Source organism: Streptomyces sp. NPDC015131, assembly GCF_043079975.1.
Classification (GTDB): domain Bacteria; phylum Actinomycetota; class Actinomycetes; order Streptomycetales; family Streptomycetaceae; genus Streptomyces.
Window position 1 is genome coordinate 1,043,742 of record NZ_JBIBVB010000001.1, and the last position, 25,746, is coordinate 1,069,487.

21 protein-coding genes and 1 pseudogene are annotated in these 25,746 nt (G+C 74.5%); 15 read left to right on the forward strand and 7 right to left on the reverse strand.

The annotated features are described in order from the left end of the window. Positions 1 to 23 precede the first annotated feature (23 nt). From ACF08D_RS04340 to ACF08D_RS04350, 3 genes are read right to left on the reverse strand one after another with little or no spacing between them, the layout of a single operon-like run. On the reverse strand, positions 24 to 1,157 hold the full coding sequence (locus ACF08D_RS04340; RefSeq protein ID WP_392220977.1) for an epoxide hydrolase family protein: 1,134 nt from the start codon (positions 1,155 to 1,157) through the stop codon (positions 24 to 26). Further along, entirely contained in the window at positions 1,157 to 1,927 is a 771-nt protein-coding gene (locus ACF08D_RS04345) for an SDR family NAD(P)-dependent oxidoreductase (protein ID WP_392220978.1), read from the reverse strand. Before ACF08D_RS04345 ends, ACF08D_RS04340 begins: the two co-directional genes overlap by 1 nt. Then, on the reverse strand, positions 1,924 to 3,090 hold the full coding sequence (locus tag ACF08D_RS04350) for a winged helix DNA-binding domain-containing protein (RefSeq protein WP_392220979.1): 1,167 nt from the start codon (positions 3,088 to 3,090) through the stop codon (positions 1,924 to 1,926). The genes ACF08D_RS04345 and ACF08D_RS04350 overlap by 4 nt, the downstream gene beginning before the upstream one ends. Before the next feature lie 116 nt (positions 3,091 to 3,206). On the opposite strand from ACF08D_RS04350, the gene ACF08D_RS04355 reads away from it, so the two are divergent. From ACF08D_RS04355 to ACF08D_RS04415, 13 genes and pseudogenes are all read left to right on the forward strand, one after another. Beyond that, positions 3,207 to 4,406, forward strand: a complete 1,200-nt coding sequence (locus ACF08D_RS04355) for a CaiB/BaiF CoA transferase family protein (RefSeq protein WP_392220980.1) — start codon at positions 3,207 to 3,209, stop codon at positions 4,404 to 4,406. 93 nt (positions 4,407 to 4,499) lie between these two features. Beyond that, positions 4,500 to 5,621, forward strand: coding sequence for a DegT/DnrJ/EryC1/StrS family aminotransferase (locus tag ACF08D_RS04360; RefSeq protein ID WP_392220981.1), 1,122 nt, complete (start codon positions 4,500 to 4,502; stop codon positions 5,619 to 5,621). 26 nt (positions 5,622 to 5,647) lie between these two features. Then, the gene (locus ACF08D_RS04365) at positions 5,648 to 6,712 is read left to right on the forward strand and encodes a glucose-1-phosphate thymidylyltransferase (protein ID WP_392220982.1); all 1,065 of its coding nucleotides are present in this window, start codon (positions 5,648 to 5,650) and stop codon (positions 6,710 to 6,712) included. Next, positions 6,709 to 7,704, forward strand: a complete 996-nt coding sequence (gene rfbB, locus ACF08D_RS04370; RefSeq protein WP_392220983.1) for a dTDP-glucose 4,6-dehydratase — start codon at positions 6,709 to 6,711, stop codon at positions 7,702 to 7,704. Before ACF08D_RS04365 ends, rfbB begins: the two co-directional genes overlap by 4 nt. A gap of 192 nt (positions 7,705 to 7,896) precedes the next feature. Then, positions 7,897 to 9,519 carry a citramalate synthase gene (gene cimA / locus ACF08D_RS04375; RefSeq protein WP_392220984.1) on the forward strand — a complete coding sequence of 541 codons (1,623 nt, stop codon included), beginning with the start codon at positions 7,897 to 7,899 and terminating at the stop codon, positions 9,517 to 9,519. Between the two features lie 26 nt (positions 9,520 to 9,545). Continuing rightward, the gene (locus ACF08D_RS04380) at positions 9,546 to 10,580 is read left to right on the forward strand and encodes a ketoacyl-ACP synthase III family protein (protein ID WP_392220985.1); all 1,035 of its coding nucleotides are present in this window, start codon (positions 9,546 to 9,548) and stop codon (positions 10,578 to 10,580) included. Between the two features lie 97 nt (positions 10,581 to 10,677). Next, positions 10,678 to 11,658 (forward strand): aromatase/cyclase, encoded by a 981-nt coding sequence (locus tag ACF08D_RS04385; protein WP_392220986.1) that lies wholly within the window; start codon positions 10,678 to 10,680, stop codon positions 11,656 to 11,658. Next, positions 11,651 to 12,277: a putative quinol monooxygenase gene (locus ACF08D_RS04390; RefSeq protein WP_392220987.1), complete on the forward strand. Its 627-nt coding sequence runs from the start codon at positions 11,651 to 11,653 to the stop codon at positions 12,275 to 12,277. The genes ACF08D_RS04385 and ACF08D_RS04390 overlap by 8 nt, the downstream gene beginning before the upstream one ends. 105 nt (positions 12,278 to 12,382) lie before the next feature. Then, entirely contained in the window at positions 12,383 to 12,595 is a 213-nt protein-coding gene (locus tag ACF08D_RS04395; protein ID WP_392220988.1) for an acyl-CoA carboxylase subunit epsilon, read from the forward strand. Beyond that, positions 12,592 to 14,286, forward strand: a complete 1,695-nt coding sequence (locus ACF08D_RS04400; protein ID WP_392220989.1) for a fatty acyl-AMP ligase — start codon at positions 12,592 to 12,594, stop codon at positions 14,284 to 14,286. The genes ACF08D_RS04395 and ACF08D_RS04400 overlap by 4 nt, the downstream gene beginning before the upstream one ends. Continuing rightward, positions 14,283 to 16,049, forward strand: a complete 1,767-nt coding sequence (locus ACF08D_RS04405) for an acyl-CoA dehydrogenase family protein (RefSeq protein WP_392220990.1) — start codon at positions 14,283 to 14,285, stop codon at positions 16,047 to 16,049. The genes ACF08D_RS04400 and ACF08D_RS04405 overlap by 4 nt, the downstream gene beginning before the upstream one ends. Positions 16,050 to 16,084: 35 nt before the next feature. Then, complete coding sequence (locus ACF08D_RS04410) at positions 16,085 to 17,317, forward strand: acyltransferase domain-containing protein (protein WP_392220991.1); 1,233 nt, start codon at positions 16,085 to 16,087, stop codon at positions 17,315 to 17,317. Positions 17,318 to 17,683: 366 nt separating this feature from the next. After that, positions 17,684 to 18,016: pseudogene (locus tag ACF08D_RS04415) on the forward strand (4'-phosphopantetheinyl transferase family protein); the annotation flags it as partial. A gap of 117 nt (positions 18,017 to 18,133) precedes the next feature. On the opposite strand, the gene ACF08D_RS04420 reads toward ACF08D_RS04415, so the two are convergent. The 4 genes from ACF08D_RS04420 to ACF08D_RS04435 form a co-directional block, all read right to left on the reverse strand. After that, the gene (locus tag ACF08D_RS04420; RefSeq protein ID WP_392220992.1) at positions 18,134 to 18,748 is read right to left on the reverse strand and encodes a DNA-binding response regulator; all 615 of its coding nucleotides are present in this window, start codon (positions 18,746 to 18,748) and stop codon (positions 18,134 to 18,136) included. Between the two features lie 40 nt (positions 18,749 to 18,788). Then, positions 18,789 to 19,922, reverse strand: a complete 1,134-nt coding sequence (locus ACF08D_RS04425; RefSeq protein ID WP_392220993.1) for a sensor histidine kinase — start codon at positions 19,920 to 19,922, stop codon at positions 18,789 to 18,791. Between the two features lie 257 nt (positions 19,923 to 20,179). After that, positions 20,180 to 22,450, reverse strand: a complete 2,271-nt coding sequence (locus ACF08D_RS04430; RefSeq protein WP_392220994.1) for a TOMM precursor leader peptide-binding protein — start codon at positions 22,448 to 22,450, stop codon at positions 20,180 to 20,182. Further along, the gene (locus ACF08D_RS04435) at positions 22,447 to 22,743 is read right to left on the reverse strand and encodes a hypothetical protein (protein WP_392220995.1); all 297 of its coding nucleotides are present in this window, start codon (positions 22,741 to 22,743) and stop codon (positions 22,447 to 22,449) included. The genes ACF08D_RS04430 and ACF08D_RS04435 overlap by 4 nt, the downstream gene beginning before the upstream one ends. A 258-nt stretch (positions 22,744 to 23,001) precedes the next feature. On the opposite strand from ACF08D_RS04435, the gene ACF08D_RS04440 reads away from it, so the two are divergent. Together ACF08D_RS04440 and ACF08D_RS04445 are read left to right on the forward strand one after the other, a co-directional pair. Further along, on the forward strand, positions 23,002 to 23,796 hold the full coding sequence (locus ACF08D_RS04440; protein WP_392220996.1) for a BTAD domain-containing putative transcriptional regulator: 795 nt from the start codon (positions 23,002 to 23,004) through the stop codon (positions 23,794 to 23,796). Between the two features lie 136 nt (positions 23,797 to 23,932). After that, the gene (locus ACF08D_RS04445; RefSeq protein WP_392220997.1) at positions 23,933 to 25,522 is read left to right on the forward strand and encodes an acyl-CoA carboxylase subunit beta; all 1,590 of its coding nucleotides are present in this window, start codon (positions 23,933 to 23,935) and stop codon (positions 25,520 to 25,522) included. Positions 25,523 to 25,746 lie beyond the last annotated feature (224 nt).

Sequence of the window (25,746 nt, forward strand, 5' to 3'; positions counted from 1 at the left end):
TCCTTCCTTCACAGGGGGTGGGGTCAGCGCAGCGGGCCGAAGAAGGCGCGCAGTTCGGCGACGAGGGTGTCCGGCTGTTCCAGTGCGGGGAAGTGCCCGCCGCTGTCGTGGTCGGTCCAGCGGCGGAGGTCGGTGAAGCGCCCCTCGATCCAGGGGCGGGGCATCCGGCCGTCCTTGGGAAAGGCGGACACCGCCGCCGGCACCCGGACCGGCCCCAGGGCCAGCTTGTTCTGGCTCTCCCAGTAGATCCGGGCCGACGAGGCCGCCGTCGCGGCCAGCCAGCCCACGGTGACCGCGTCCAGCACCCGGTCGCGGGGGATCGCCTTCTCCAGGTCGCCGTCGTGGTCGCTCCACGCCCAGTACTTCTCCACCATCCAGGCGAGCTGGCCGGCCGGCGAGTCGGTGAGCCCGTAGCCGAGGGTCTGCGGCCGGGTCGACTGGAGGACCGAGTAACCGCCCTCGTTCTGCTGGAAGTCCTTCAGCGCCGCCAGCCCGGCGAGGTCCCGCTCCGACAGCTCGACCTGCTCCTGGGGCGGGCGGGCGAAGGGCATCGTCACATGGATGCCGATGAGCCGCCGGGCGTCCGCGGGCCGCTCGGAGTCCCGTTCGCCCAGGATGGCGGTGATGAACGAACCCCAGTCGACCCCGTGGGCGGCGTACCGCTCGTAGCCGAGCCGGGTCATCAGCTCGTCCCACGCGGCGGCGACGCGCTCGGCGGTCCAGCCGGGGCCGGAGGGCCGGTCGCTGAAGCCGAAGCCGGGCAGCGACGGGCAGACGACGTGGAACGCGTCCGCCGGGTCCTCCGGGTCGGTGAGCGGGCCGACGATGTCGAGGAACTCCACCACGGAGCCCGGCCAGCCGTGGGTGATCAGCAGCGGCACCGCGTTCTCGTGACGGGACCGTACGTGCAGGAAGTGGACGCCCAGCCCGTCGACGGTGGTACGGAACTGGGGCAGGGCGTTCAGCCGGGCCTCGGCCGCCCGCCAGTCGTAGCCGTCCGCCCAGTACGCGCACAGCTCCCGCACGTACGCCAGCGGCGCGCCCTGCGACCAGTCGGCGACCGTCTCCCGCTCCGGCCAGCGCGTCCGGGCCAGCCGCAGCCGCAGATCCGCCAGCTCGCTCTCGGGCGTCTCCACCCGGAAGGGCACCACGCTCATCAGGACGCGCCCCCGCCCACGTCCATGCCGCCGTCGACGGTGATCACCTGACCGGTCACCAGGTCGCTGCCCGGGTCCGCGAGCCGGGTGATCCACGGGGCGATGTCCTCGGCCTCGGCGACCCGGCCCAGCGGGATGCCCTGCACGACGCCCGCGAAGAGCCCCTCGACCTGCTCCGGGCTCAGCCCGTTCGCCGCGTACGCCTCGGTGCGGACGAAGCCGGGGGCCACCGCGTTGACGCGGATGCCCGACGCGGACAGCTCGGCGGCCCAGCTGCGGGTGAAGCTGTGCACGGCGGCCTTGCTCGCCGAGTAGACGGAGCTGCCGGGCCCCGGGTTGTGGCCGCCCCGGCTGGAGACCAGGACGATGCTGCCGCCGGGGGAGCGCAGCAGCGGCAGCAGCCGGTGGGTGAGGCGCAGCGGGGCGACGACGTTGACGTCCCACACCTCCGCGGCGGCCGTCTCGTCGAGCGCCGCCAACGGGGTGAAGCGGAACACCCCCGCGTTGTGCACCAGGACGTCGAGGGTGCCGCCCGCGGCGGTCACCGCGTCGGCGACGGCCCGCGTGCCCTCCTCGGTGGTGACGTCGGCGGCCACGGGCACCACCGCGGGGCTGAGCGCGGCGGTCGCGTCGAGCCGGTCCTTGCGGCGGCCCGTGACGATCACCCGCTCGGCGCCGAGGCCGGCGAAGGCGAGCGCGGTCGCCCGGCCGATGCCGGTGCCGCCGCCGGTGACGACGACGGTGCGGCCGGTGAACGGCTTGTCGGTCATGACTGGTTGCCTCTTTCGTCGTGGGTTCGCGGAGCGGTGGTGCGGGTGCCGGGTACGGCGGCGCCGGGGGCGACGCGGACGTCGAAGGTGTCCGCGCCGGCCGCCGCGAAGGCCAGCAGGCGCGCGCCCTCCTCGGTCACGGCGTCCCGCTCGGCGCGGGAGAGCGGGGCGAAGGGCTCGACGCACAGGGTGGCCGCCGTCCGTTCCCGGACGACCGACCAGATGGCCCTGACGAAGCCGTCGACGAGGACGGTCGCACGGACGACGCCGTTGCGGGTGAGGACCGCGGAGCGGGGCAGGTCGCCCAGGACCCGCGCCCGGTCGGCGTGGGAGAGCAGCACGTTGTCGAACTCCGGCAGGAAGCGCACCGGCACGGGGGTGTCCCCGTCCGGCAGCGGCCCGTCCGGTACGTCGAACAGCTCGGCGCCCTCCTCGTCGCGGAAGGTCCGCAGCCCGGGCCGGAGCCGTTCCAGGACCTCCCGCAGCCGGGTCAGCCCCGACCAGGTCTGGACGTCCTTGACGGAGGCCGGGCCGTACGCGCGCAGGCAGCGCGTCACCAGGGCGTCCGGCGAGGGCGCGGGCTCCGGGGGCCGGCCGAGCCAGGACTCGGCGGTGGCGTACCGGGTCCGCCCGCCCACGCCCCACACGCCCCGCGGCGGCACCTGCACCAGCGGCAGCAGGTTGCGCACCGCGTAGGCCAGCCCGGCAGGGTCGCGGTCCGCCCACCGGGCCCCCAGCGCGGCGCCCAGCTCCCCGGGGGTGAGCGCCCCGCCGGCCAGGGCGGCGCGCCCGGCCCGGCGCAGCTCCTCCGGGGCCAGCCCCGCCGACGCCCGGGCGTACCGGGTGGCGCCGCGCAGGTCCCGGTCGAGGGCCGGCTGGAGCAGCGGGCGCAGCGCCAGGCAGTCCTCCGCGGTGACCAGGTGCACGGTGGCACGCAGCAGCGCGGTCCGGACCACCGCGCGGGAGGTCAGCAGCTCCGCCAGCTCCTCGTGCCGGAAGCCCTCCAGCCGGCTCCACAGCCCGGTGTACGGCGGGTCCGGCGCCTGCGCCTGCATGCCGACCAGGTGGGCGACCGCCGCTGCGGCGGGCATCCGGTGGCGGCGGAGCAGCAACTGCCGCTCGATCAGCGCTCGGTTGAGCGCGCGTCGCTGGAGCGTGGGCATGCCCGTACTGTCGCCCGTCGCGCTCGGGCGGCCCTTGAGGGCGGGCCCTCCGGGGCGGGGGCCGCACGAGCGCCCGGCTTGAGGGGTTCTGTAGGGGGCGCCCCTACCGTGCCCGCATGCTGATCACGCCATGTGACGATGCCCGGCCCGGCGGGCCGCTGAGCGGTGTGCGGGTCGTCGAACTCGCCGGGATCGGCCCCGCCCCCTTCGCCTGCATGCTCCTCGCCGACCTGGGCGCCGACGTGGTGCGCGTCGACCGCGCCGGCGGGGAGCGGCCGTTCGGCAGCTGGCACCGGGTCCTCGACCGGGGCCGGCGCTCCGTCGCCCTGGACCTCAAGCACCCCGACGGTCGGGAGACCGTCCTGCGGCTCGCCGAACGCTCCGACGTCCTGGTGGAGGGCTTCCGCCCGGGGGTCACCGAGCGGCTCGGCATCGGCCCCCGGGAGTGCGCCGGCCGCAACCCGGCGCTGGTGTACGCCCGGATGACCGGCTGGGGCCAGGACGGGCCGCTCGCCCGGACGCCGGGCCACGACATCAACTACATCGCCCTGAGCGGGGCGCTGCACGCCGTCGGACCGGTCGGCGGGCCACCGGTGCCGCCGGTCAACCTGCTCGGCGACTTCGCCGGCGGCGGGCTGTACCTGGCGGTCGGCGTCCTCGCCGCGCTGCACGAGCGGCGGGCGTCCGGGCGCGGGCAGGTCGTCGACGCGGCGATCACGGACGGCACGGCGTCCTTGCTCGGCATGCTGCTGGGCATGGCGGAGGCGGGGGAGTGGCAGCACGGCAGGGGCGGCAACCTGCTGGACGGCGGCGCGCCCTACTACACCGTGTACGCGTGCGCCGACGGCGGGCACGTCGCGGTGGGCGCCCTGGAGGACCGCTTCTACGCCGCCCTGCTGGACGGTCTGGGCCTCGACCCGGACGCCGTGCCCGACCGGTCGGTCCGGGCCCAGTGGCCCGCGCTGCGCGCGCTGTTCGCCGCCCGGTTCGCCACCCGCACCCGGGACGCCTGGGCGGCGGCCTTCGACGGCACCGAGGCGTGCGTGAGCCCCGTGCTGTCCGTCGCCGAGGCCGCGGGCCACCCCCACCACCGCGCCCGCGGCACCTACCTGCGCACCGGCGCGGGCACCGAGCCGGCGCCCGCGCCCCGCTTCGGCCGCACCCCGGCGGCGGTGCCCCCGCCCGCCCCCCGGCCGGGCGAGCACACCCGGGCCGTCCTCGCCGAGTGCGGCTGGCCCGGGGCGGACGCCGAACGGCTGCTGCGCACCGGCGCCGCCCGTACCGCCCACCGCCCCGCGGCGACCACCCGCGCTTGAGCGAGACCCGACTGCCGCGCCACACATTGCGGGCAGCGGGCACGGCACCGGACCACGGACCGCCCGACGGAACTGATGGAGGCTGACCCACCCATGACCACCTATGTCTGGGACTACCTGCCGGAGTACGCGACCGAGCGGAAGGACATCCTCGACGCCGTCGAGACCGTGTTCGCATCCGGCCAGCTCGTCCTCGGAAAGAGCGTCCGGGGCTTCGAGGAGGAGTACGCCGCCTGGCACGGCGTACGGCACTGCACCGGCGTCGACAACGGGACCAACGCCCTGAAACTCGCCCTCCAGGCCCTCGGCGTGGGGCCCGGCGACGAGGTGATCACCGTCTCCAACACGGCCGCGCCGACCGTGCTCGCCATCGACGCCACCGGCGCCCGGCCGGTCTTCGTCGACGTGCGCGAGAGCGACTTCCTCATCGACACCGACCGGGTCGCCGACGCCATCACCCCCCGGACCAAGGCACTCCTCCCGGTCCACCTCTACGGCCAGTGCGCCGACATGGCCCCGCTGACCCGGCTCGCCGAGCGGCACGGCCTGAAGATCCTGGAGGACTGCGCCCAGGCCCACGGGGCCCGCCACCACGGCCGGCTCGCCGGGACCATGGGCGACGCGGCGGCGTTCTCCTTCTACCCGACCAAGGTGCTCGGCGCGTACGGCGACGGCGGAGCCGTCCTCACCGACGACGCCGGCACCGACGCCCGGCTGCGCCGGCTGCGCTACTACGGCATGGAGAAGACGTACTACGTCGTCGAGACCCCCGGCCACAACAGCCGCCTCGACGAGGTGCACGCCGAGATCCTGCGCCGCAAACTGACCCGCCTGGACGCCTATGTGGAGGGCCGGCGCGCGGTCGCCCGCCGCTACGAGGAGGGCCTGGCGGACCTCACCGGACCCGGCGGCCTCCTCCTGCCGGCCACCAACCCCGGCAACGAGCACGTCTACTACGTCTACGTCGTCCGCCACCCGCGGCGCGACGAGATCATCGAGGCGCTCAAGCGCCACGACATCGCGCTGAACATCAGCTACCCCTGGCCGGTCCACACCATGACCGGCTTCCGGCACCTCGGGTACGAGGCGGGATCGCTGCCGGTCACCGAGCGGCTGGCCGGCGAGATCTTCTCGCTGCCGATGTACCCGTCACTGCCCCCGGAGACCCAGGACCGGGTGATCGGGGCCCTGCGCGAGGTGCTGACCGCCCTCTGAGGAGGCCCGACGATGGAGGTCCGACGATGAAAGCACTCGTGCTGGCCGGAGGGCTGGGCAGCAGACTGCGCCCCTTCAGCCACTCCATGCCCAAACAGCTCATGCCGATCGCCAACAAGCCGGTGCTGGCCCATGTGATGGAGGACCTGCGCGACCTCGGGGTGCGGGAGGCGGGCATCGTGGTCGGCGACCGGGGCGCGGAGATCGCCCGGGCGCTCGGCGACGGCTCCTCGCTGGGCGTCCGGCTCACCTACATCCCCCAGGACGTGCCCCGGGGGCTCGCCGACTGCATCGCGATCTCCCGCGGGTTCCTCGGCGACGACGACTTCGTGATGTACCTCGGCGACAACCTGCTGACCGGGGGAGTCAAGGACATCGCCGACGAGTTCCGCGCCCTGCGCCCCGCCGCCCAGGTGGTGGTGCACCCCGTGCCCGACCCCCGGGCCTTCGGCGTCGCCGAGGTGGACGCCGACGGCCGGGTCCTGCGGCTGGTGGAGAAGCCGCAGGACCCGGCGAGCGACCTCGCGGTGATCGGCGTCTACTTCTTCACCCCGGCCATCCACGAGGCGGTCGCCGCCATCGAGCCCAGCGCCCGCGGCGAACTGGAGGTCACCGACGCCATCCAGTGGCTCGTCGCCCGCGGCGACGACGTCCGCGCCCGCACCTACCACGGGTTCTGGAAGGACACCGGCAAGGTCGAGGACGTCCTGCTCTGCAACCGCAAGCTCCTCGACGGGCTGAAGCCGTCCGTCGCCGGCGACGTGGACGGCACCAGCGAACTGGTCGGCGCCGTGGTCGTCGAGGAGGGCGCCCGGGTCGTCCGGTCCCGGATCACCGGCCCGGTGATCGTCGGGGCGGGCAGCGTCGTCGAGGACAGCCACATCGGCCCGTACACCGCCATCGGCCGGGACTGCGTGCTCGCCGCGGCGGGCGTCGAGGACTCGATCATGCTGGACGGGGCGCGCATCCACAGCGTCGGCGGCGTGCACGGCTCGGTCATCGGCCGCGACGCCACCGTCTCCTCGCAGGCGCGCACCAACCGCAGCAGGATCGTGGTCGGTGACCACTCCAGCGTGGTGGTGGCCGCATGAGGGTCTTCGTGACGGGCGGCGCCGGCTTCATCGGCTCGCACTACGTGCGGACGCTCCTCGCGGGCGGCTACCCCGGCTTCGCCGAGGCCCGGGTCACCGTCCTGGACAAGCTCACCTACGCCGGCAACCGCGCCAACCTGCCGCCCGACGGGCCCCGGCTCACCTTCGTCCACGGCGACGTCTGCGACCGGGCGCTGCTGTTCGACCTGCTGCCCGGCCACGACGTCGTGGTGCACTTCGCGGCCGAGTCGCACGTCGACCGCTCGCTCGTCGACGCCTCCGACTTCGTCCGCACCAACGTCGCCGGCACCCAGACCCTGCTGGACGCCTGCGTCGCCGCGGGCGTCCAGCGCGTCGTCCACATCTCCACCGACGAGGTCTACGGCTCCATCGACACCGGCTCCTGGACCGAGGACTGGCCGCTGCTGCCCAACTCCCCCTACGCCGCGTCCAAGGCGGCCAGCGACCTCGTCGCCCGCTCCTACTGGCGCAGCCACGGACTGGACCTGTCCATCACCCGCTGCTCCAACAACTACGGCCCCTACCAGCACACCGAGAAGCTGATCCCGCTGTTCGTCACCAACCTGCTCGACGGGCTGCCCGTCGGCCTGTACGGGGACGGGAGCAACGTGCGGGAGTGGCTGCACGTCGACGACCACTGCCGGGCGGTCCAGCTCGTCGTCACCCGCGGCCGGCCCGGCGAGATCTACAACGTCGGCCGCGGCAACGAACGCACCAACCGGCAGATGACCGACCTGCTCCTGCGGCTGTGCGGCGCCGACCCCGCGCTGGTGCGCGCCGTGCCCGACCGCAAGGGCCACGACCTGCGCTACTCGCTCGACGACAGCAAGATCCGCGAGGAGCTGGGCTTCAGCCCCGCCGTCCCCTTCGAGCAGGGGCTCGCCGACGTGGTCGCCTGGTACCGGGACAACCCCGGCTGGTGGCGCCCGCTCAAGGCCGCCGTGCCCCCGCTCGCCACGGCACGCCCCTGACCCCGCCCCACGGCCCGCCCCCCGCCCCCTCCGGCACCCCGCCGGAGGGGGCGCGGTGCTGCCCGGCACCGTCCGTACGAGCCCGCCCGGCGCGTCGACCGCCGCTCCAGGGCTTCCCGAGCCGGGCGCCGGACGGTGGCCCGACCAGAGCCGCCGTATGACGGGTACCGGCGGCACGAAGGAGGAGGGGCGATGGGCGAGGAGAGCCTCCAGCTCTACGACACGACCCTGCGGGACGGCAGCCAGCAGGAGGGCATGGTGCTGACGGTCGACGACAAGCTCGCCGTCGCCCGCCATCTGGACGCGCTCGGCGTGCACTTCATCGAGGGCGGCTGGCCGGGCGCCGTACCCCGGGACACCGAGTTCTTCCACCGGGCGCAGACCGAACTGACGCTCGACCACGCGCGGCTCGCCGCCTTCGGCGCCACCCGCCGGGCCGGCACACCGGTCTCCACCGACCCGCAGGTACGCGCCCTGCTGTCGTCCGGCGCCCCGGTCGTCACCCTGGTCGGCAAGAGCCACACCGGCCATGTGCGGCGCGCCCTGCGCACCACCCTCGCGGAGAACCTCGCCATGATCGGCAGCACCGTGCGCCACCTGGTGCATGCCGGCCGGCGCGTCTTCCTCGACGCCGAGCACTACTTCGACGGCCACCGCCTCAACCGCGACTACGCCCTCGCCGTCGTCCGCACCGCCGCCGAGGCGGGCGCCGAGGCCGTGGTCCTCTGCGACACCAACGGCGGCTCCCTGCCCGACGAGGTCCGCGAGATTGTCGCCGACACCATCGCCATGACCGGGGCACCCGTCGGCATCCACTGCCACGACGACACCGGCTGCGCCGTCGCCAACACCCTGGCCGCCGTCGACGCCGGCGCCGTCCACGTCCAGGGCACCGCGCACGGCTACGGCGAACGCTGCGGCAACGCCGACCTGTTCACCGTCATCGGCAACCTCGCCCTCAAGAGGAACCGCCCGGTCGTCGGCCCCGCCCAGCTCGCCGGCATGGCCGCCACCGGGCACGCCATCACCGAGCTCACCGGTGTCCCGCCCCGCCGGGGCGCCCCCTACATCGGCCCCGCCGCCTTCACCCACAAGGCCGGCCTGCACGCCTCCGCGCTCCGCGTCGACCCCGGGCTCTACCAGCACATCGACCCCGAACGCGTCGGCAACGTCATGCGCACCCTCGTCTCCGACATGGGCGGCCGCTCGTCGGTCGAACTCAAGGCCCGCGAACTGGGCTACGACGTCGAGGCGGGCTCCGAGGAGGTCGCCCGCGCCGCCGCCCGCGTCAAGGAACTGGAGAGCGCCGGCTACAGCTTCGAGTCCGCCGACGCCTCCTTCGAACTGCTGCTGCGCGGAGAACTGGCCGGCACCCCGGACACCCCGCCCTTCCAGGTCGACTCCTGGCACGTCTCCGTCGCCCGCCGCCAGGACGGCGAGGTCCACACCGAGGCCACCGTACGGCTGCGCGTGGACGGGGTCCCGCTCGCCGCCAGCGGCGAGGGCAACGGCCCCGTCAACGCCCTGGACCGGGCCCTGCACCAGGCGCTCGACCCCTTCTTCCCGCAGCTCGCCCGGCTCGAACTGGTCGACTACCGGGTGCGCGTCCTCACCGGCGAGACCGGCAGCAGCGCGGCGGCCCGCGTCCTGATCAGCTACTCCGACGGCGAACGCCGCTGGGGCACCGTCGGCGTCGACCGCAACACCGTCACCGCGAGCTGGCGGGCCCTGCTCGACGCCGTCCACTACGTCCTCCTCGACGACGTCCGCCCCGGACGCGCCGCCACCCCCCTCGCCACCGCCCTGGCGGGCTGACGCACACGAACCGAACGGGAGAAGCCGTGCGCGTGGACCACACATACATCCGGGGGACGTCGGTACGGCTCCCCGCCACCCTGACCGTCGCCGACGCCGTGGCGTCCGGCGCCTGCCCGCCCCGCACCGCCGCCGCCACCGGCCTGGTCTCCGTGGCGTACTCACCCGGCGAGTCGGCCGCCGAGATGGCCGCCGCCGCGGCCCGCACCGCCCTGGCCCGGGCCGGCTCGGCACCCGGCGACGTCGACCTCGTCCTGCACGCCGACACCTACCACCAGGGCCAGGACCTGTGGCCCGTCGCCTCCTACATCCAGCGCGAGGCCCTCGGCAACTCCTGCTCCGCGCTGGAGATCCGCCAGATGTCCAACGGCGGCCTGGCCGCGCTCGACCTCGCCACCGCCTACCTCACCGCCGGACACGGCCGCTGCGACGCGCTGCTCACCACCGCCGACCGGTTCTGCGAACCGGGCATCGACCGCTGGCGCACCGACCCCGGCACCCCGTACGCCGACGGGGCCACCGCCCTCGTCCTGTCCCGCCGCGGCGGCTTCGCCCGCCTCCGCTCCCTCGCCCTGCTCGCCGACCCGGAACTCGAACCGCTGCACCGCGGCGACGAACCGTTCACCCGCGCCCCGTTCAGCAACCGCGTCCCGGTCGACTTCGAGGAGGCCAAACGCGCCTTCGTCGGCCGCGTCGGCATGTCGTACGCCATCACCCGCGCCCACGCCGGACAGAGCACCGTCGTCAAACAGGCCCTGGCCGACGCGGAGATGGAGCTGGCCGACGCCACCTGGGTGATCCTGCCCCACTTCGGCCTGCGCCGCCTCACCTCCATCTACTACAAGCCCTTCGGCATCGACCCCGCCCGCACCACCTGGGAGTGGAGCCGCACCGTCGGGCACCTCGGCGCCGGCGACCAGTTCGCGAGCCTGGACCACCTGGTCACCACCGGCCGCGCCCGCCCCGGCGACCGCTGCGTCCTCATCAGCGTCGGCGCCGGCTACAGCTGGGGCTGCGCCGTCGTCGAGATCACCGGCCAGCCCCACTGGGCCACCGGCTGACACACCCCGTTCCACCACCGCTCGAGTCCGGTTCGAGCCCACCTCTGCCACTCTGGACCGGCCGCTCACCCCGGCCGCAGTGAAGGGAAGGTACGCCGTGGCGACCGTTACGCCCACGACCCCGGGAACCCATGTCACGGAGCACTCCGTCACCGTCTCCGCACCACCGGCCACCGTCTACGGCCTGATCGCCGACGTCGCCGCCTGGCCCCAGGTGTTCGGCCCCACCGTCCACGTCGAGGTCCTCGACGACGTGCCCGGCGGCACCGGGGGCGAGCAGCTCCTGCGCATCTGGGCCATCGCCAACGAGCAGGTCCGCACCTGGACCTCCCGCCGCGTCCTCGACCCCGACGCCCTCACCATCACCTTCCGGCAGGTCGTCTCCGCCCCGCCCGTCGCGTCGATGGGCGGCGAGTGGCGCATCGAACCCGCCGAGGACGGCACCAGCCGGGTGGTCCTGCTGCACGACTACCGCGCCGCCGGCGACGACCCCGCAGCCGAGGAACTCATCGAACGCGCCGTCGACCGCAACAGCCGCGCCGAACTCGCCGCCCTCAAGACCGCCGCCGAGCTGGGAGACGCCCGCGACGAACTCCACTTCACCTTCCACGACTCGGAGACGATCGTCGGCGCCGCCGGCGACGTCTACGCCTTCCTGGACCGCGCCGACCTGTGGCCCGAACGGCTCCCGCACGTCGCGCGCCTCGACCTCACCGAGGACGAGCCCGGCATCCAGACCATGGACATGGACACCCGCAGCCCCGACGGCTCCCTGCACAACACCACCTCCGTACGGGTCTGCTTCGAGGACCGCCACATGATCGTGTACAAGCAGCTCAGAGTCCCCGTGGCCATGAGCGGCCACACCGGCCGCTGGGTCATCGAGTCCCAGGGCGACGGCACCGTGAAGGCCACCTCGTGGCACACCGTGACCCTCGACCCCGACGGCGTACGCAGCGCGCTCGGCCCGCAGGCCACCCTCGCCGAGGCCCGCGCGCTGGTCCGCAGGGCCCTCGGCACCAACAGCTCCACCACCCTGCGCCACGCCAAGGAATACGCGGAGGAAGCACGTGCCTGATCGCGACCCCAACGGGCCGATCACCGTCATCAACCGGTTCGAGGTCAAGGGCGACATCACCACGTTCGAACGCGAACTCCGGCGCCACCACGCCTTCCTGCGGCAGCGGCCCGGCTTCGACTTCCTCGTGACCGTCCGGCTCGCCGACCGGCCCAGGACCTACGTCCTGTTCGGCCACTGGAGCCGGCTCAGCGGCTTCCTGGACACCGCCCACGACGACGCGTTCGTCGCCCAGGTGCAGCGCCTGGGACCCCTGGTGGACACCGAGGCCGACCAGGCCCGCAGCGTGGAGCGGACGCTGCGGGCCGACGCCGCCGTCGGCGACACCGCCGTCGTCCTGCTCACCTGCCGGGTACGCGACCACAGCGCCTTCGAGAAGGCGTACGCCGCCCTCGGCGAGGTCTGCGCCCGCCTCGGCGGCTTCGGCGGCAGCGACCTGCTCCGCTCCATGGTGCGCCCGCTGTCCTACACCGGCGTCCAGTGGTGGCGGGACGCCGGGCACTGCGAACGGGCCCTGGCCTCCGGCGCCTACCGCGCCGCCCTCGCCGAACTGTCCGCCCACGCCACCGTCACCGCCGAACGCAGCCACCACCTGGCCTACGAACGGGTCGTCGGCTGACCCGCCCCGCACCGCGCACCGGCCGGAGCCGGGGACCAGCCGTCCCCGGCTCCGGTGCGTGCCGCCCGCGAGGCCCTCTCGAGCGCCCCGGCGCAGGCTTCCCCCATGGCAGAAGAGACAGGCATCACCGTGCTGCGCGGCGTGCCGGACGCGGCGGAACTCGCTGCCGTGACGACCGTGCTGCTGGCGCTGGCGCGCCGGCGGTCCCAGCCGGCCGACGAGCCGCCACCGGCCCCGTCCGCCGACTGGAGTGTCCGAGGCACCGGCGGAGCCACCCCCGCGGGCTGGCCCGCCCGACACCGGAGGGGGCGCCCGTGACCGCGTACCGCACCTACATCGACGCGTTCCACGACCGGGCCGCCGAGGCGCCCGGGCGCGACGCCCTCGTCCTGCTCGACGAGCGCGACGGACGGCTCACCCCCGAGCACATCACCTACGGGGACCTGGCCGCCCGGGTGCGCACCCTCGCCGGCCGGCTGCGCGCCCACGCCGCGCCCGGCGACCGGGTGCTCGTCCTGCACTCGTCCCGCAGGCTGTTCGCCACCGCGTTCCTGGCCTGCCTCCACGCCGGCGCCGTCGCCGTGCCCGTGGCACCGCCCGGCGGGCGCGGCCACCACGACGAGCGCGTCGCCGGCATCGTCAAGGACGCGGCGGCGGCCTGCGTCCTCACCGAGGCCGCGCACGCCGCGGACGTCTCGCAGCTGCTCGCCCGCACCGGCTTCGGCGAGGTCACCTGCCTGCTCACCGATGCGGCCCCCGCGGCCCCCGCCGCCCCGGAGCCGCCCGCCGCCGCGCCCGCGCCCGACGACGTCGCCTACCTCCAGTACACCTCCGGCTCCACCCGCGAACCGCGCGGGGTGATGGTGAGCCACCGCAGCCTCCTCGCCAACCTGGAGGCCATCCGGACCGCCCTCGGCACCGGCCCCGCCTCCCGGTTCGGCGGCTGGCTGCCGCTCCACCACGACATGGGCCTCGTCGGACAGCTGCTCCACCCGCTGTGGCTCGGCACCACCACCGTCATGCTCTCCCCGCAGAGCTTCGTCAAGAAGCCGTTCCACTGGCTGGACGCCGTCTCCCGGTACCGCCTCACCGTCAGCGGCGCGCCCGACTTCGCGTACGACCTGTGCCTGCGGCGCATCAACGACAGCCAGATCGCCTCGCTCGACCTGACCTGCTGGCGGACGGCCGTCGACGGCGGCGAGCCGGTGGACCCCGCCGTCCTCGCCGCCTTCGCCCGCCGGTTCGCCCCGGCCGGTCTCGACCCCCGCGCGCTCACCCCCGCCTACGGGCTCGCCGAGGCGACCCTGATGGTCTCCGGCGGCCCCGTGGACGGCGGCCCCGACCCGGCCGGCGGGCAGCCGGCCGTGTCCTGCGGGGCACCGGCGTCCGTGGAGGTACGGATCGTCGACCCGCGCACCGGCGCCGAGGTCCCCGCCGGGCGCACCGGCGAGATCTGGGTGCGCGGCGACAGCGTCGCCCCGGGCTACTGGCGGCGGCCCGCCGAGACGGCCGAGACCTTCGGCGCCCGGCTCGGCGACCAGGGCGGCTACCTCCGCACCGGCGACCTCGGCACCCTGGACCGGCACGGCCTGCTGCGGGTCACCGGCCGCATCAAGGACATGATCGTGGTCGCCGGGCGCAACCTCTACCCGCAGGACGTGGAGCGCACGGTCCAGCAGGTCAGCGGACTGTTCGGGCCGGCCAGCGTCTTCGCCGTGCCCGGGGCGCGGGAACGCGTCGTGGTGGTCCAGGAGCTGCGCGCCCGCGGCCACTACGACATCGACCTCGCCTCCCTCGCGGCCAGCGTGGAGGCCCGGATCGGCGAGGAGCACGAGGTGCGCACCGGGGGCCTGCTCTTCGTCCGGCCCGGCACGGTGCGCCGCACCACCAGCGGCAAGGTCGAACGCGCCGCGATGCGCCGCATGTTCCTGCGCGGCGAGCTGAGCCCGCTGCACCAGCGCGTCGACGGCGAGGTCGAGCGGCTGCTGACCGCGGGAGGCGGCACATGACCGCCCGGCGAGAGCACCCGGCGCCCGGCCGCCCCACCGCAGGACCGGACCGCGCCGACACCCTGGAACGGTCCTTCGGCCCCCTCGACGACCCGGCGAACCCCCTCGGCGGGGCCGCCTTCGTCGGCGCCGACCGGGCCGGGGCGCTGCCCGCCGGGGCCGAGGCCGTCCTCGACGCATACGGGATGAACGAGGAGTTCGTCCCCGAGGCGCTCGGCGGCCGGCTGCGGCGGATGGACGAACTCGGGCGCGTGCTGCGGCCCGTGTTCCGCCGCGACGCCTCCCTCGGCTTCGGGTACGGGCTCAACTGCTTCTTCGCGGCCACCCCCGTCTGGACCGCCGGCGCCCCGCACCAGCGCGAGCGGACCGCCCGGCTGCTCCTGGACGGCGAGCGCGTCGCCGTGGCCCGCCACGGGGTGGCCCACGGCAACGACTTCGTCCGCGACGAGTTCACCGCCCGCCCCGGACCGGACGGCACCCTGCTGCTCAACGGCAGCAAGACCGGCATCGCCAACGCCTCCCGGGCCCGCGGCCTGGTGGTCTTCGCCCGGACCGGCACACCCGGCCGGGCCCGCAGCCACACCGTGCTGTTCCTGGACCGCGCCGGAGTGCCGCCCGGCCGGGTCCTCGACCTCGGCCGCCGCAGCACCCACGGCATGCGGGGCGCCGAGTTCGGCGGGCTGACCTTCGACGACTGCCCCGTCGAGGACACCGCCCTGGTCGGCGCGGTGGGCGACGGCTACGAGCTGTCGCTGCGCTCCTCCCTGGTCATCCGGGGCCTGATCCCCTCGATCGTGCTGGCCGGCGGCGACACCGCGCTGCGCACCGTGGCCGCCTTCGCCGCCCGGCCCCGGGCCGACGGCCGCTCCTCGCTGGACGTCCAGCACGTCCGCTCGGTGCTGACCGGCGCCTTCCTCGACCTGCTGCTCATCGACTGCCTGGCCCTGGTCGCCACCCGGGCGCTGCACCTGATGCCCCGGCAGATGAGCGCCTACGCGGCGGTCGCCGCCTATCTGGCGCCGAAGCTCACCGCCGAGGCGATGGACGAGATGTCGGCGGTGCTCGGCGAGGAGACCTTCGCCCAGGACGGGGCGTACGGGATGTTCCAGAAGCAGCTGCGGGACCTGCCGGTCACCTCCCTGGGCCACGCCGGCAGCGCGGGCCGCCAGCTCAGCATCCTGCCGCAGCTGCCGTTCTTCGCCCGGCACGCCTGGTTCGCCGACCCCGAGCCGCCGGCCGGGCTGTTCGCGCTGGACGGCGCGCTGCCGCCGCTGGACCTGGCGCAGCCGGCGCTGCTGGGCGACGCCGACCCGCTGGCCGCGACCCTGGTGGCCAGCACCGACCTGCTGGAGTCCGCCCGGCCGCCCCGGGCGGGCCGGGACACCGGCGTCCTGCGGTTCCTGGTCCGGGCGTTCGCGATCGAGCTGGGCGATCTGCGCAAGGCGTTCGCGGAGGTGCCCCGGACCGACCGCGCCGCGCTGGCCAGCCCGCACAGCCTGGCGCTCGCCGACCGCTACACGCTGGTGCTGGCGGCGGCGGCCTGCCTGGGCGTGTGGCGGGAGCAGCAGGCGGCGGGGGGCGCCGCGGACCGGTTCCTGGCCGACACCGCGTGGCCGTCGGCCGCCCTGTACCGGCTGGCGCGGCGGCTGGGCCTGGCCCTGCCGGACCGGCCGGCGTCCGCGGAGCAGCGGGTGCTGGCCGAGGTCATGGCCCGGCTGCACGGCCGGCGCAGCTACGACCTGTTCAACTCCCCGCTCGCCTGACGAGCCCGCCCCTCGCCCCCGAAGGAGCACACACCATGCCCGCGCAGGAACCCGAACGCCCCGGCGGGGCCCACCGTGAATGGCTGCTGGAGCGGCTCGGCCACTATCTGGGCCGGCCCGTGGACGACGCGGTCCCCCTGTCCGAGTACGGCCTGGACTCGGTGGCCGCGCTGAGTCTGTACGGCGACATCGAGGAGGAGTTCGGGCCCCTCATCGACCTCGACGACATCCGGGCGTACCCCACGGTGCGCGAGCTGGCCCGCCACATGGTCCTGCGCGACGTCCGCCGGTCGGGCGCGCACCGGGCGAGGGCGGCGTTCGTGTTCACCGGGCAGGGCAGCCAGTACCCCGGGATGACGTCGGCGCTGTACCTGGACTCCGCCACCTACCGGGCGCACCTGGACGAGATCGCCGGGGCGCTGACCCCGTACCTGGGGCTGTCGGTGGTCGACCTGGTCCTCAGCGAGGACCCGCGCGTCCACCGCACCGCCTACACCCAGCCCGCGCTGTTCGCGGTGGAGTACGCCCTGGCGAGGACGCTGGAGAGCGCCGGGGTGGTGCCGGTGGCCGTCCTGGGGCACGGGATCGGCGAGTTCGCGGCGGCCACGGTGGCGGGCGCCCTCAACGCGGCGGACGCGGCGAAGCTGATCGCGATGCGCGGCGCCTTCATGCAGTACCTGCCGTCCGGCGGCGGCATGATGGCCGCCTGCGTCTCCCCGTACGAGATCGCCGAACTGGTCGTCGGGGAGCCGGGGGTGGGCATCAGCGCCGTCAACGCGGCCCGGGCGACAGTGCTGTCCGGCGAGGTGGCCGGGCTGGAGCGGATCGAGGCGGAGCTGGCCGGGCGCGGCATCACCTGCCGCCACCTGCCGGTGTCGCACGCCTTCAACTCGCCGCTGATGGAGCCGGTCGTCCCCAAGTTCGAGGCGGTCGCCCGCCGTGTGCCCGCCGGGACGCCGCGGGTGCCGTTCTACTCGACGGTCCTCGGCAGGCTCGCCACCGAGCCGCTGTACGCCTCGTACTGGACCGAGCAGCTCACCGCGCCCATCCGGTTCGCCGACGCGGCGCGCGGCATGTTCGCCCAGCAGACGCCCACGCATGTGGTCGAGATCGGGCCGCGCCCGGTCCTCTGCCCCTACCTGCGGCGCATGGGCGGGCCCGTCTGCATCCCGATGTGCCCGCGGCCGGACGCCGACGCGGTGGACCTCGCCGGGGTCATCTCCGCGCTGGGCGCCGGTCCGCTGGCCGCCGAACTCGCGGGAGCCTGAGTGGGCGCCCGTATCGGCCGGCCGCTGCCGGCCCTGGGACCGGGCGGCCCGTGGGACCGGGTGGGGGAGACCCTGGCGGGCACCGGGAGCGTGCTGGTGTACGGGACGATGCCCGGCTGGCTGCCGCGCGGCGGGAACGACTCGGTGCGCCGCCTGCTGGGCCGCGACTGGAGCCGGTACGAGCGGTTCGACCGGCCCCGGATGAGGGACCGTTTCGTCGCCTCCCGGCTGTTCCTGCGGTACACCGCCGCCATGGTGCTGGACACCACCCCGGACCTGGTCGACCTGTCGTACCAGCCGGGCGGCCGGCCCTATGTGCGCGGCTGCGACCAGATCGACGTCAGCCTCAGCCACACCGAGGAGATGATGGTCGTCGGGGTCACCCGCCGGGGCCGGATCGGCGTGGACGTGGAGCGCGCCGACCGCAGGCTGGCGGGCACCGGTTCGGAGCTGCAGGCGTGCACCCCGTACGAGAGGGCGCTGCTGGACGCCGGCGGTGAGCGGAGCCGCAACGACACGATGGTGCGGCTGTGGACGCTCAAGGAGGCGTACAGCAAGGCCCTCGGGCAGGGACTGCGGTTCCGTTTCACCGAGTTCGGGTTCGACCTGGGCGGGCACGGTGCCCGGCTGGTGCGGCCCGACGGGACACCGACCGGTGGGGACGAGTGGACGTTCGGCACCTTCGGGGTGGGGGAGCGGTACGTCGTCAGTGCCGCCGTCCACGACGCCGGGTTCGGCGACCTGTCGGACCTCTCGGTGGACACCGTGCTCGACCAGGGCATGCTCGACACCCTGCTGGGGGCGTCGGGGGGCGGGTCAGGGTATCCAGCCGGCCTCCTCGGCGATCCGGATGGCGTCGATGCGGTTGCGGGCGCCCAGCTTGCTGACGATGGCGGTGAGGTAGTTGCGCACGGTCCCCTTGGACAGGAACAGGCAGCCGGCGATCTCCGCGGCGTCCGCGCCCTGGGCGGCGAGCCGCAGGACCTCCAGCTCCCTGGGGGAGAGCGGGTTGACCGGTGAGTCCCAGGCGGTGAGCGCCAGTTGGGGGTCGACCACCCGCCGGCCCACGGCCACCGCGCGCACCGCCGACGCCAGCTGGTCGGGCGGGGAGTCCTTGAGCAGGAAGCCGGTGACATGGGCGGTCAGGGCCCGCCGCAGGGTGCCGGGCCGGCCCAGGCTGGTGAGGATCAGGGTGCGGCAGCCGGGCAGTTGTTCATGCAGGTCGGCGGCGGCGGTCAGGCCGTCCGTGCCGGGCAGGTCGATGTCGATGATCGCGACGTCCGGCCGGGTCTCCAGCGCGGCCTTCACAATGGTGTCCCCCCGGTCGACGGAGGCGACGACCTCCAGGTCCGGCTCCAGTTCCAGCAGGGCGATCAGAGCGCCGCGGATCATGTGCATGTCCTCGGCGAGCAGAATCCTCACGCACAGCATCGGTCCCCCCGCGCGCTACAGGTCCAGAAGGTCGTCATGGTCAGGCGGCGGCCGGTTCGGTCCTCCTGGGTACCGTCCCCCTCGCGTCGTCGTCCGCCGCCCGCGGTCGAACGGGCGCGTACGCCTCCAGGTGGAAGCGTCCGTCGTCACCGGGGCCGGCCGTGAGGCGGCCGCCGATCCTGGCGAAGCGCTCGCGCAGATTGTCCAGTCCGCTGCCCCCGGTCGGTGCCGGCGCGGGCGCCTTCCCCAGGGGCGCACCGTCGTTGACCAGGCTGAGCAGGACCGTTTCGGCGTCGATCGTGGCCGAAATGCTGCACCTCTGCACCTTACTGTGCCGGAGGATGTTGGTGACACCCTCGCGCAGCGCGGTCGCCAGCGCGGTGTCGACGACCGGGTGGAGGCGGCCGCAGTCGATGGCCACCTCCGCCCGCACGTCGGCCGCCGCGAGGATGGCCGCCGCCGTCTCGGCCTCGTCGCGCAGCGACATGTCCCGGTAGCCGCTGGACACCAGCCGTACGTCGGCCAGCGCCTGGCGCGCCACCGCGAGCAGCTCCGCCGTCTCGCCCCGGGCCTGCTCGGGGCGGACCTGGATGAGCCGGTGGATCAGCTCACCCTTCAGCGCGATGGCCGACAGGCTGTAGCCCAGCAGGTCGTGCAGGTCCCGGGCGAACCGCAGCCGCTCCTGGGAGACCGCCATCCTGGCCAGTTCCTCCCGGGTGGAGTGCACCTCGTGCACCAGGTCGGTCAGCCGGCTGAGCCCGTAGATCACCAGTCCGCACAGCATGCCCGCGATCAGGAAGTAGCCGACCTGGGGGGCCGGCTGGCCGAGCGCCGAGGCGTACGCCGGGATGCTCACCACCACCAGCCCGAACAGCGGCCAGGCCACCCGCGTCCGGAACGTCAGCAGCACCGAGGCGGCGAGCGGGCCCTCCATGCTGCCCCACGACAGCCCGTACCAGAACAGCGGCAGATAGGTCAGCAGGGTCTGGAAGGAGAGGAAGCCGACCTTCCGGCGCATGGACCAGGTACGGGCCGCCGGGGCGGACACCACGAACTGCACGGAGAAGACGACCAGCACCAGGCCGACGCAGACGGCCAGTTCGGCGCCGTGGGCCACCCCCGCCCGCAGCACGTTGAGCACGGTGACCGTCGCGTAGCAGAGCAGGGCCACCACGGTGATGCCCCGGGCCAGCCGCGGGGCGGGGATGTCGGGACGCGGGTGCGGACTTCCTGGTCCCGACGTGGAATGGCCGGGTTCCGTCCCTTCGTCTTTGGCCGAAATACCTGTGTTCTGTTCTCTGTCGTCGAATCTGTGCGGAACGGCATTCGGGGCGCGGTCCGGCATCTCGGCCTCCTCGGAAGGACAGTGGCGAACCGCATGCTAATAAGCAACTGTTCGGACTTGCCACCGATGGTGAGAAAAGCCGGGGATCATACGAACAACGGAACGGGATTCAGCTGATCGCAGGGGAGCGGACGATCCCGCCAACCCATGCGTACGGGCACGTCGAAGAGGCGTCCCGGCGCGAACCGGGCCCAGAAGTGCCGTAATCCCGGAACGAGGACTTTGACGACGGGCAGGCCCACGTCCGGACGCGTCTGATCGAGCACCAGCAATTCCATGCCATGGGCACGGACAAGGGATTCCGCGGCCTCCACGTCCCCGAGCAGATCGGCCCGGGGAACGTACCCGTAACCGGCCGGGCCGCGAGGCGTTTCCGCGGGATCGGGAAGAAGATACGGCTGGTTCCGGACGGTCGCCCCGCACCACCAGGCGCGCAGCGCGGCCGGTACGCCGGGTCTTCGGCGCAGCTCCTCCGGCGCACCGGAGTCCGGCGGGGGCAGCAGCTGGCACATCTCCGTGACCGCCCGCCGCAGCGCCAGCCGCGGGTCGAAGTGGGCGCCGAAGCCGAACGAGATCCGCTCCTCGCCCCCGCCCTCCCGCCGGGAGACCGCGGCCATCACCGGGATGCCGAAGTCCGCGGTGAGGTCCAGGACCCACAGCTCCCGCCCCGCCCGGGCGTACGCGGCGCGCGCCCGCGCCAGCCACGGCTCGTCGAACAGGTCGAGGTCGACCGCCGGACGGCGCAGCCGGTTGTACCACCACAGGGCCACCGCGTCCCGCTCCACCAGCTCCAGGAACCCCTGCACCACGGCGTCCTCCGGGCTGCTGCCGGCCGCGTTGCCGTTGGAGTCCGCCCACGGCGCCCGCTCCGCGCCGTCCGGCCCGGGCCCGAAGTACAGCATCGAGGTGGGCAGCAGCCGGTGCCGCCGCGCGGTCAGCGACCACACCGGGGTCCACTCCCGCCCGGCCGTCTCGTCGAACGGCGGCGGCACCGCGTTCATCGGAGTGCACCCGGCGTTCCACCGCTCCCGGTCGCGGAACTGCCACGCGGCGTACAGCTGGACGCGCCCGGGGTGCACGGCCTCGTCCCCCAGCTCCGCGAACGAGGCCCGCACCACCGCCTCGTCCCCGTGCCGGGTCCCGCAGTAGCGCTCCACCGCCTCGCACAGCGCGCCCGCCTCGGCCTCCTCGGGGGTCACGCCCTTGCCGCCGCTGTGGCCGCGCAGCCCCTCCGGGGCCGTGCCGCGCAGCGCCAGGTTCCGGCCTGCCACCCAGTGGTTGAGGCCCTCCGGGGTGCCCGGCGCCGGCCGCAGCCCGGCCACCACACCGGTGACCGGATCGACCAGGTGCCGGTAGCGCTCCAGCACCTGACCGGGCGTCAGTGACCGGTGGTTGCCCCCGGTCCCGCTCGCCTTCGGCCGGGACACCAGCACCACCGGCCGCCGCGCCCCGGCGGCGACCAGCCCCGCGTCCCCGCACCCGGCGCACTGCGGGCGCCGGGTCACCGGGTGGTGCGTGGTGCTCAGCGCCCGGGTGTCGAGCCGGCACACCGCGCCCTGCCCCGCGTACCGCATTCCGGCGGCCCACTTGAGGGCCTCCAGCACCGTGGTGTGCAGTCCCAGCATCCGCACGGCCGCCAGCGACGCCTCCGGCAGCGGCACCGGACCCGGCAGCCCGAGGGCGTGCCGGACCGGTGTCTGCGACGAGCGGTGCCCGCGCAGCCGGTGCGCCAGACACGACCAGCACGGCCCGTCCGCGGCGCCGAACACCGGCCCCACCCACACCTCCGGGCCACCGGGCCGGGCCAGCAGCCACGGCCGGCCCGCCGCCCGGTGTCGCGCGTCCACCTCGGCGAGCGCCGGGTCCAGATAGTCGTCGCACAGCACCAGACCGAACGACGCCCGGTCCTCGGACGGGGCGAGGACCAGCCCGGCGGCCCGGCACTCCGCCCGGGCCGCCGCACCGTCCGTACGCCCCAGCGGCACCACGTGCACCGGAGTCGACCGGACCGCCGCGGCGACCCCGGGCGCCCCGATCCCGGCCAGCTCCCAGTACGCCTCGGCCGCCGCGTCGTCCGCCGCCGGGTCCCGGTAGCCGACCAGGTCGGCCCGGGCCAGCGCGGCGATCACCCGGCCCGCCTCGGCCGCCGGCACCGCGGCCGTCGCCTCCGCGATCACCGCCGGGAGCGTCCGCGTGCCGTCCAGCAGCGGGGCCAGCACCTCCACCTGCGGGCCCCGCAGCACCGTGGTGCCCCGCTCCGACAGCAGGTACACCGCCTCACCGCTCACCGTCTCCACCCGCAGGTGCCGCTTGAAGCCCACCGGGAGACCGGCGGGAGCCGGATCGGTGACGGTCACGAGCGCTCCGCGGCGGACGGCCCGAAGCACGCCGGCCCGTGGGTGAAGTTGCAGAACGAGGCGGCGCCCGCGCCCGGCTGGTCGAGGTTCTCGACGAACACGTCCTCCGCGCCCACCAGGTAGACCGGCTCCGCCCCGGCGAGGCCGAACTCGGAGAGCACCGACAGCGGGTCGGTGGTGTACCGCTGCGCCAGGTCGGGCTCCAGACCCGTACGGGCGGTGAGCAGTGCGAAGCGGTGGGATGCGTCCACCGACGGGGCCGTACCGGTTTCGATCATCGTCGAGCCGATCATGAGTTCCCCTCCTGAGACGGTGCCCGTCCGGGCTCTCGCCCGGCGAGCCGTCGCCGACGTCCTGTGGGTCAGGATTCTGCGTCGCGTCTCTCCCGGCGGCACAGTGCCGGCTTCACCATCCCGCCATGACATTTTCACGTCCCCCTTCATGAGCCGCTCACTGGGGCACGGCCGCCCCCGGTGCCAGGCTCGAGCCACGCTCCGCTCCGAGGGCCGGCAGCGGGAGTGACGGGGAACCGAGGCAAACGGGAACGAACAATGGAGATCAACGTACTGGGACCGCTCACCGCCATCGAGCACGGGATCTCCGTGGTCCCCACCGCGGGCAAGCCGCGCCAGATCCTCGCGCTTCTCGCCCTCCAGGCCGACCGTGTCGTCACGGTCCCCACCCTGATGGAGGAGATCTGGGGCGAGGACATCCCGCGCAGCGCGGCCACCACCCTCCAGACGTACATCCTCCAGCTCCGCCGCAAGATCGCCGCCGCGCTCGACGGCGACCCGCTCCGCCGCGCCAAGGACGTGCTGGTCACCCAGCACGGCGGCTATCTGCTCCAGGTCCAGCCCGGCCGGGTGGACGCCCAGGAGTTCGGCCGCCTCGCCGCCGCCGGGCGCGACGCCCACGAGGCCGGCGACCACCGCGCCGCCTCCCGCCTCCTCGGCCGCGCCCTGGACATGTGGCACGGCCCCGCCCTGGTCGACGTCCGCGTCGGCAGCGTCCTCGAACTGGAGGTGCTGGGGCTGGAGGAGGACCGGATGGCCGCACTGGAGCGGCGCATCGACGCCGACCTGCACCTGGGCCGGCACACCGAGATCGTCCCCGAGCTGCGCGTCCTGGTCGCCAAGCACCCCATGCACGAGAACTTCTGCGCCCAGCTCATGACCGCGCTGCACCGCTCCGGCAGCTCCTGGCGCGCCCTGGAGTCCTACCAGCGCCTGCGCACCACCCTCATCGACGAGCTGGGCCTGGAGCCCTCGCCCCGCCTCCAGCGGCTGCACCAGGCGGTCCTCTCCTCCGACCCGGGCCTCGACCTGCACGTGCCCGCCACCAGCTGACCCGCCACCAGCCGACCCGCCCCCGGGCCGTCCCGCACGGCCTCCGCCCCCGAACCGCCCCCGAGGCGGGCCGGGGGCGGTGGCGCGCCCCCGCCTGCTCCACCGCCCTTCGAGGCGGCGTTCCTACGTTCGGCCAATGACGATCCTGGACGAGCTCACGGTCACCCCCGCCGCCCCCGACCTGCGGCGCGCCACCGGCGAACTGCGCCGCCTCAAGGAGGAGGTGAGCCGCGGACCCGACCCGGTGGCCACCCGGCGGCAGCACGAGAAGAACAAACTCACCGCACACGAACGCCTGGAACTCCTCTTCGACGCGGGGACGTTCACCGAGATCGAGCCGCTGCGCCGGCACCGCGCCACCGGCTTCGGCCTGGAGGAGCGCAAACCGCACGGCGACGGCGTCGTCATCGGCTGGGGCCTGGTGCACGGCCGCACCGTCTTCGCCTACGCCCACGACTTCCGGGTCTTCGCCGGAGCCCTCGGCGAGGCGCACGCCGCCAAGGTCCACAAGGTCATGGACCTCGCCGAGGCCGCCGGGGCACCGCTGGTGAGCCTCAACGACGGCGCCGGCGCCCGGATCCAGGAGGGCGTCACCGCGCTGGCCGGCTACGGCGGGATCTTCCGCCGCAACGTCGCGGCCTCCGGGGTGATCCCCCAGATCAGCGTGATGCTCGGGCCCTGCGCCGGGGGCGCCGCCTACTCGCCCGCCCTCACCGACTTCGTCTTCATGGTCCGCGACACCGCGCAGATGTTCATCACCGGACCCGACGTGGTCCAGGCGGTCACCGGCGAGCGGATCAGCCACAACGGACTCGGCGGCGCCGACGTCCACGCCACCACCTCCGGCGTGTGCCACTTCGCCCACGACGACGAGGAGACCTGCCTGGAGGACGTGCGCTACCTGCTCTCCCTCCTCCCGGCCAACAACCGGGAGATGCCGCCCGCCGCCGCCTGCGACGACCCCGCCGGCCGGCGCACCGAGGCGCTCACCGACATCGTCCCGGCCGACCCCGGCCGCTCGTACGACATGCGCGCCGTCATCGAGGAGATCACCGACGACGGCGAGTACCTGGAGATCCACGAGAACTGGGCGCCCAACGTGGTGTGCGCGCTCGCCCGCCTCGACGGCCACCCCGTCGGCATCGTCGCCAACCAGCCCGCCTCCCTCGCCGGCGTCCTCGACATCCACGCCTCGGAGAAGGCCGCCCGGTTCGTGTCGACCTGCGACTCCTTCAACATCCCGCTGGTCACCCTGGTCGACGTCCCCGGCTTCCTGCCCGGCGTCGACCAGGAGCACAGCGGCATCATCCGGCACGGCGCCAAACTGCTGTACGCGTACTGCAACGCCACCGTGCCCCGCATCTCCCTGGTCGTCCGCAAGGCGTACGGCGGCGCCTACATCGTGATGGACTCCCGCTCCATCGGCGCCGACCTCTCCTTCGCCTGGCCCACCAACGAGATCGCCGTGATGGGCGCCGAGGGCGCAGCGAACGTCATCTTCCGCCGCGAGATCGCCGCCGCCGACGACCCCGAAGCGGTGCGCGCCCAGCGCATCAAGGAGTACAAGTCCGAGCTGATGCACCCGTACTACGCCGCCGAACGCGGGCTCGTCGACGACGTCATCGACCCCGCCGACACCCGCGCCGTGCTCATCAGGTCGCTCGCCATGCTGCGCACCAAGCGGGCCGAGGTGCCCGCCCGCAAGCACGGCAACGTCCCCACGTAGTGGGGCGTCCGGGCAGGTCCACGCCCGCGCGAGCCACGGTCGAGAGCACAGCCGTTCCATGGCTCCACCGGACGGGGCGGCCCGCCAAGAGCGGGCCCGCCGGCCGGTGCCCGGCGGGCCGGGGCGGGGAGGCCCTGACCCTGAACCGCCCCGGCCGCCCAACCGATGCAGGAGCGTCACGGACGAAGGGATCGACAGTGACCCCCACAGTTCCATCCGGCTGG

What these genes read in the sequence shown, in the direction of transcription:
- ACF08D_RS04340 (WP_392220977.1), bottom strand. Translation starts at nt 1,157, where the DNA reads ATGAGCGTGGTGCCCTTCCGGGTGGAGACGCCCGAGAGCGAGCTGGCG.
- ACF08D_RS04345 (WP_392220978.1), bottom strand. Translation starts at nt 1,927, where the DNA reads ATGACCGACAAGCCGTTCACCGGCCGCACCGTCGTCGTCACCGGCGGC.
- ACF08D_RS04350 (WP_392220979.1), bottom strand. Translation starts at nt 3,090, where the DNA reads ATGCCCACGCTCCAGCGACGCGCGCTCAACCGAGCGCTGATCGAGCGG.
- ACF08D_RS04355 (WP_392220980.1), top strand. Translation starts at nt 3,207, where the DNA reads ATGCTGATCACGCCATGTGACGATGCCCGGCCCGGCGGGCCGCTGAGC.
- ACF08D_RS04360 (WP_392220981.1), top strand. Translation starts at nt 4,500, where the DNA reads ATGACCACCTATGTCTGGGACTACCTGCCGGAGTACGCGACCGAGCGG.
- ACF08D_RS04365 (WP_392220982.1), top strand. Translation starts at nt 5,648, where the DNA reads ATGAAAGCACTCGTGCTGGCCGGAGGGCTGGGCAGCAGACTGCGCCCC.
- rfbB (WP_392220983.1), top strand. Translation starts at nt 6,709, where the DNA reads ATGAGGGTCTTCGTGACGGGCGGCGCCGGCTTCATCGGCTCGCACTAC.
- cimA (WP_392220984.1), top strand. Translation starts at nt 7,897, where the DNA reads ATGGGCGAGGAGAGCCTCCAGCTCTACGACACGACCCTGCGGGACGGC.
- ACF08D_RS04395 (WP_392220988.1), top strand. Translation starts at nt 12,383, where the DNA reads ATGGCAGAAGAGACAGGCATCACCGTGCTGCGCGGCGTGCCGGACGCG.
- ACF08D_RS04405 (WP_392220990.1), top strand. Translation starts at nt 14,283, where the DNA reads ATGACCGCCCGGCGAGAGCACCCGGCGCCCGGCCGCCCCACCGCAGGA.
- ACF08D_RS04410 (WP_392220991.1), top strand. Translation starts at nt 16,085, where the DNA reads ATGCCCGCGCAGGAACCCGAACGCCCCGGCGGGGCCCACCGTGAATGG.
- ACF08D_RS04420 (WP_392220992.1), bottom strand. Translation starts at nt 18,748, where the DNA reads ATGCTGTGCGTGAGGATTCTGCTCGCCGAGGACATGCACATGATCCGC.
- ACF08D_RS04435 (WP_392220995.1), bottom strand. Translation starts at nt 22,743, where the DNA reads ATGATCGGCTCGACGATGATCGAAACCGGTACGGCCCCGTCGGTGGAC.
- ACF08D_RS04440 (WP_392220996.1), top strand. Translation starts at nt 23,002, where the DNA reads ATGGAGATCAACGTACTGGGACCGCTCACCGCCATCGAGCACGGGATC.
- ACF08D_RS04445 (WP_392220997.1), top strand. Translation starts at nt 23,933, where the DNA reads ATGACGATCCTGGACGAGCTCACGGTCACCCCCGCCGCCCCCGACCTG.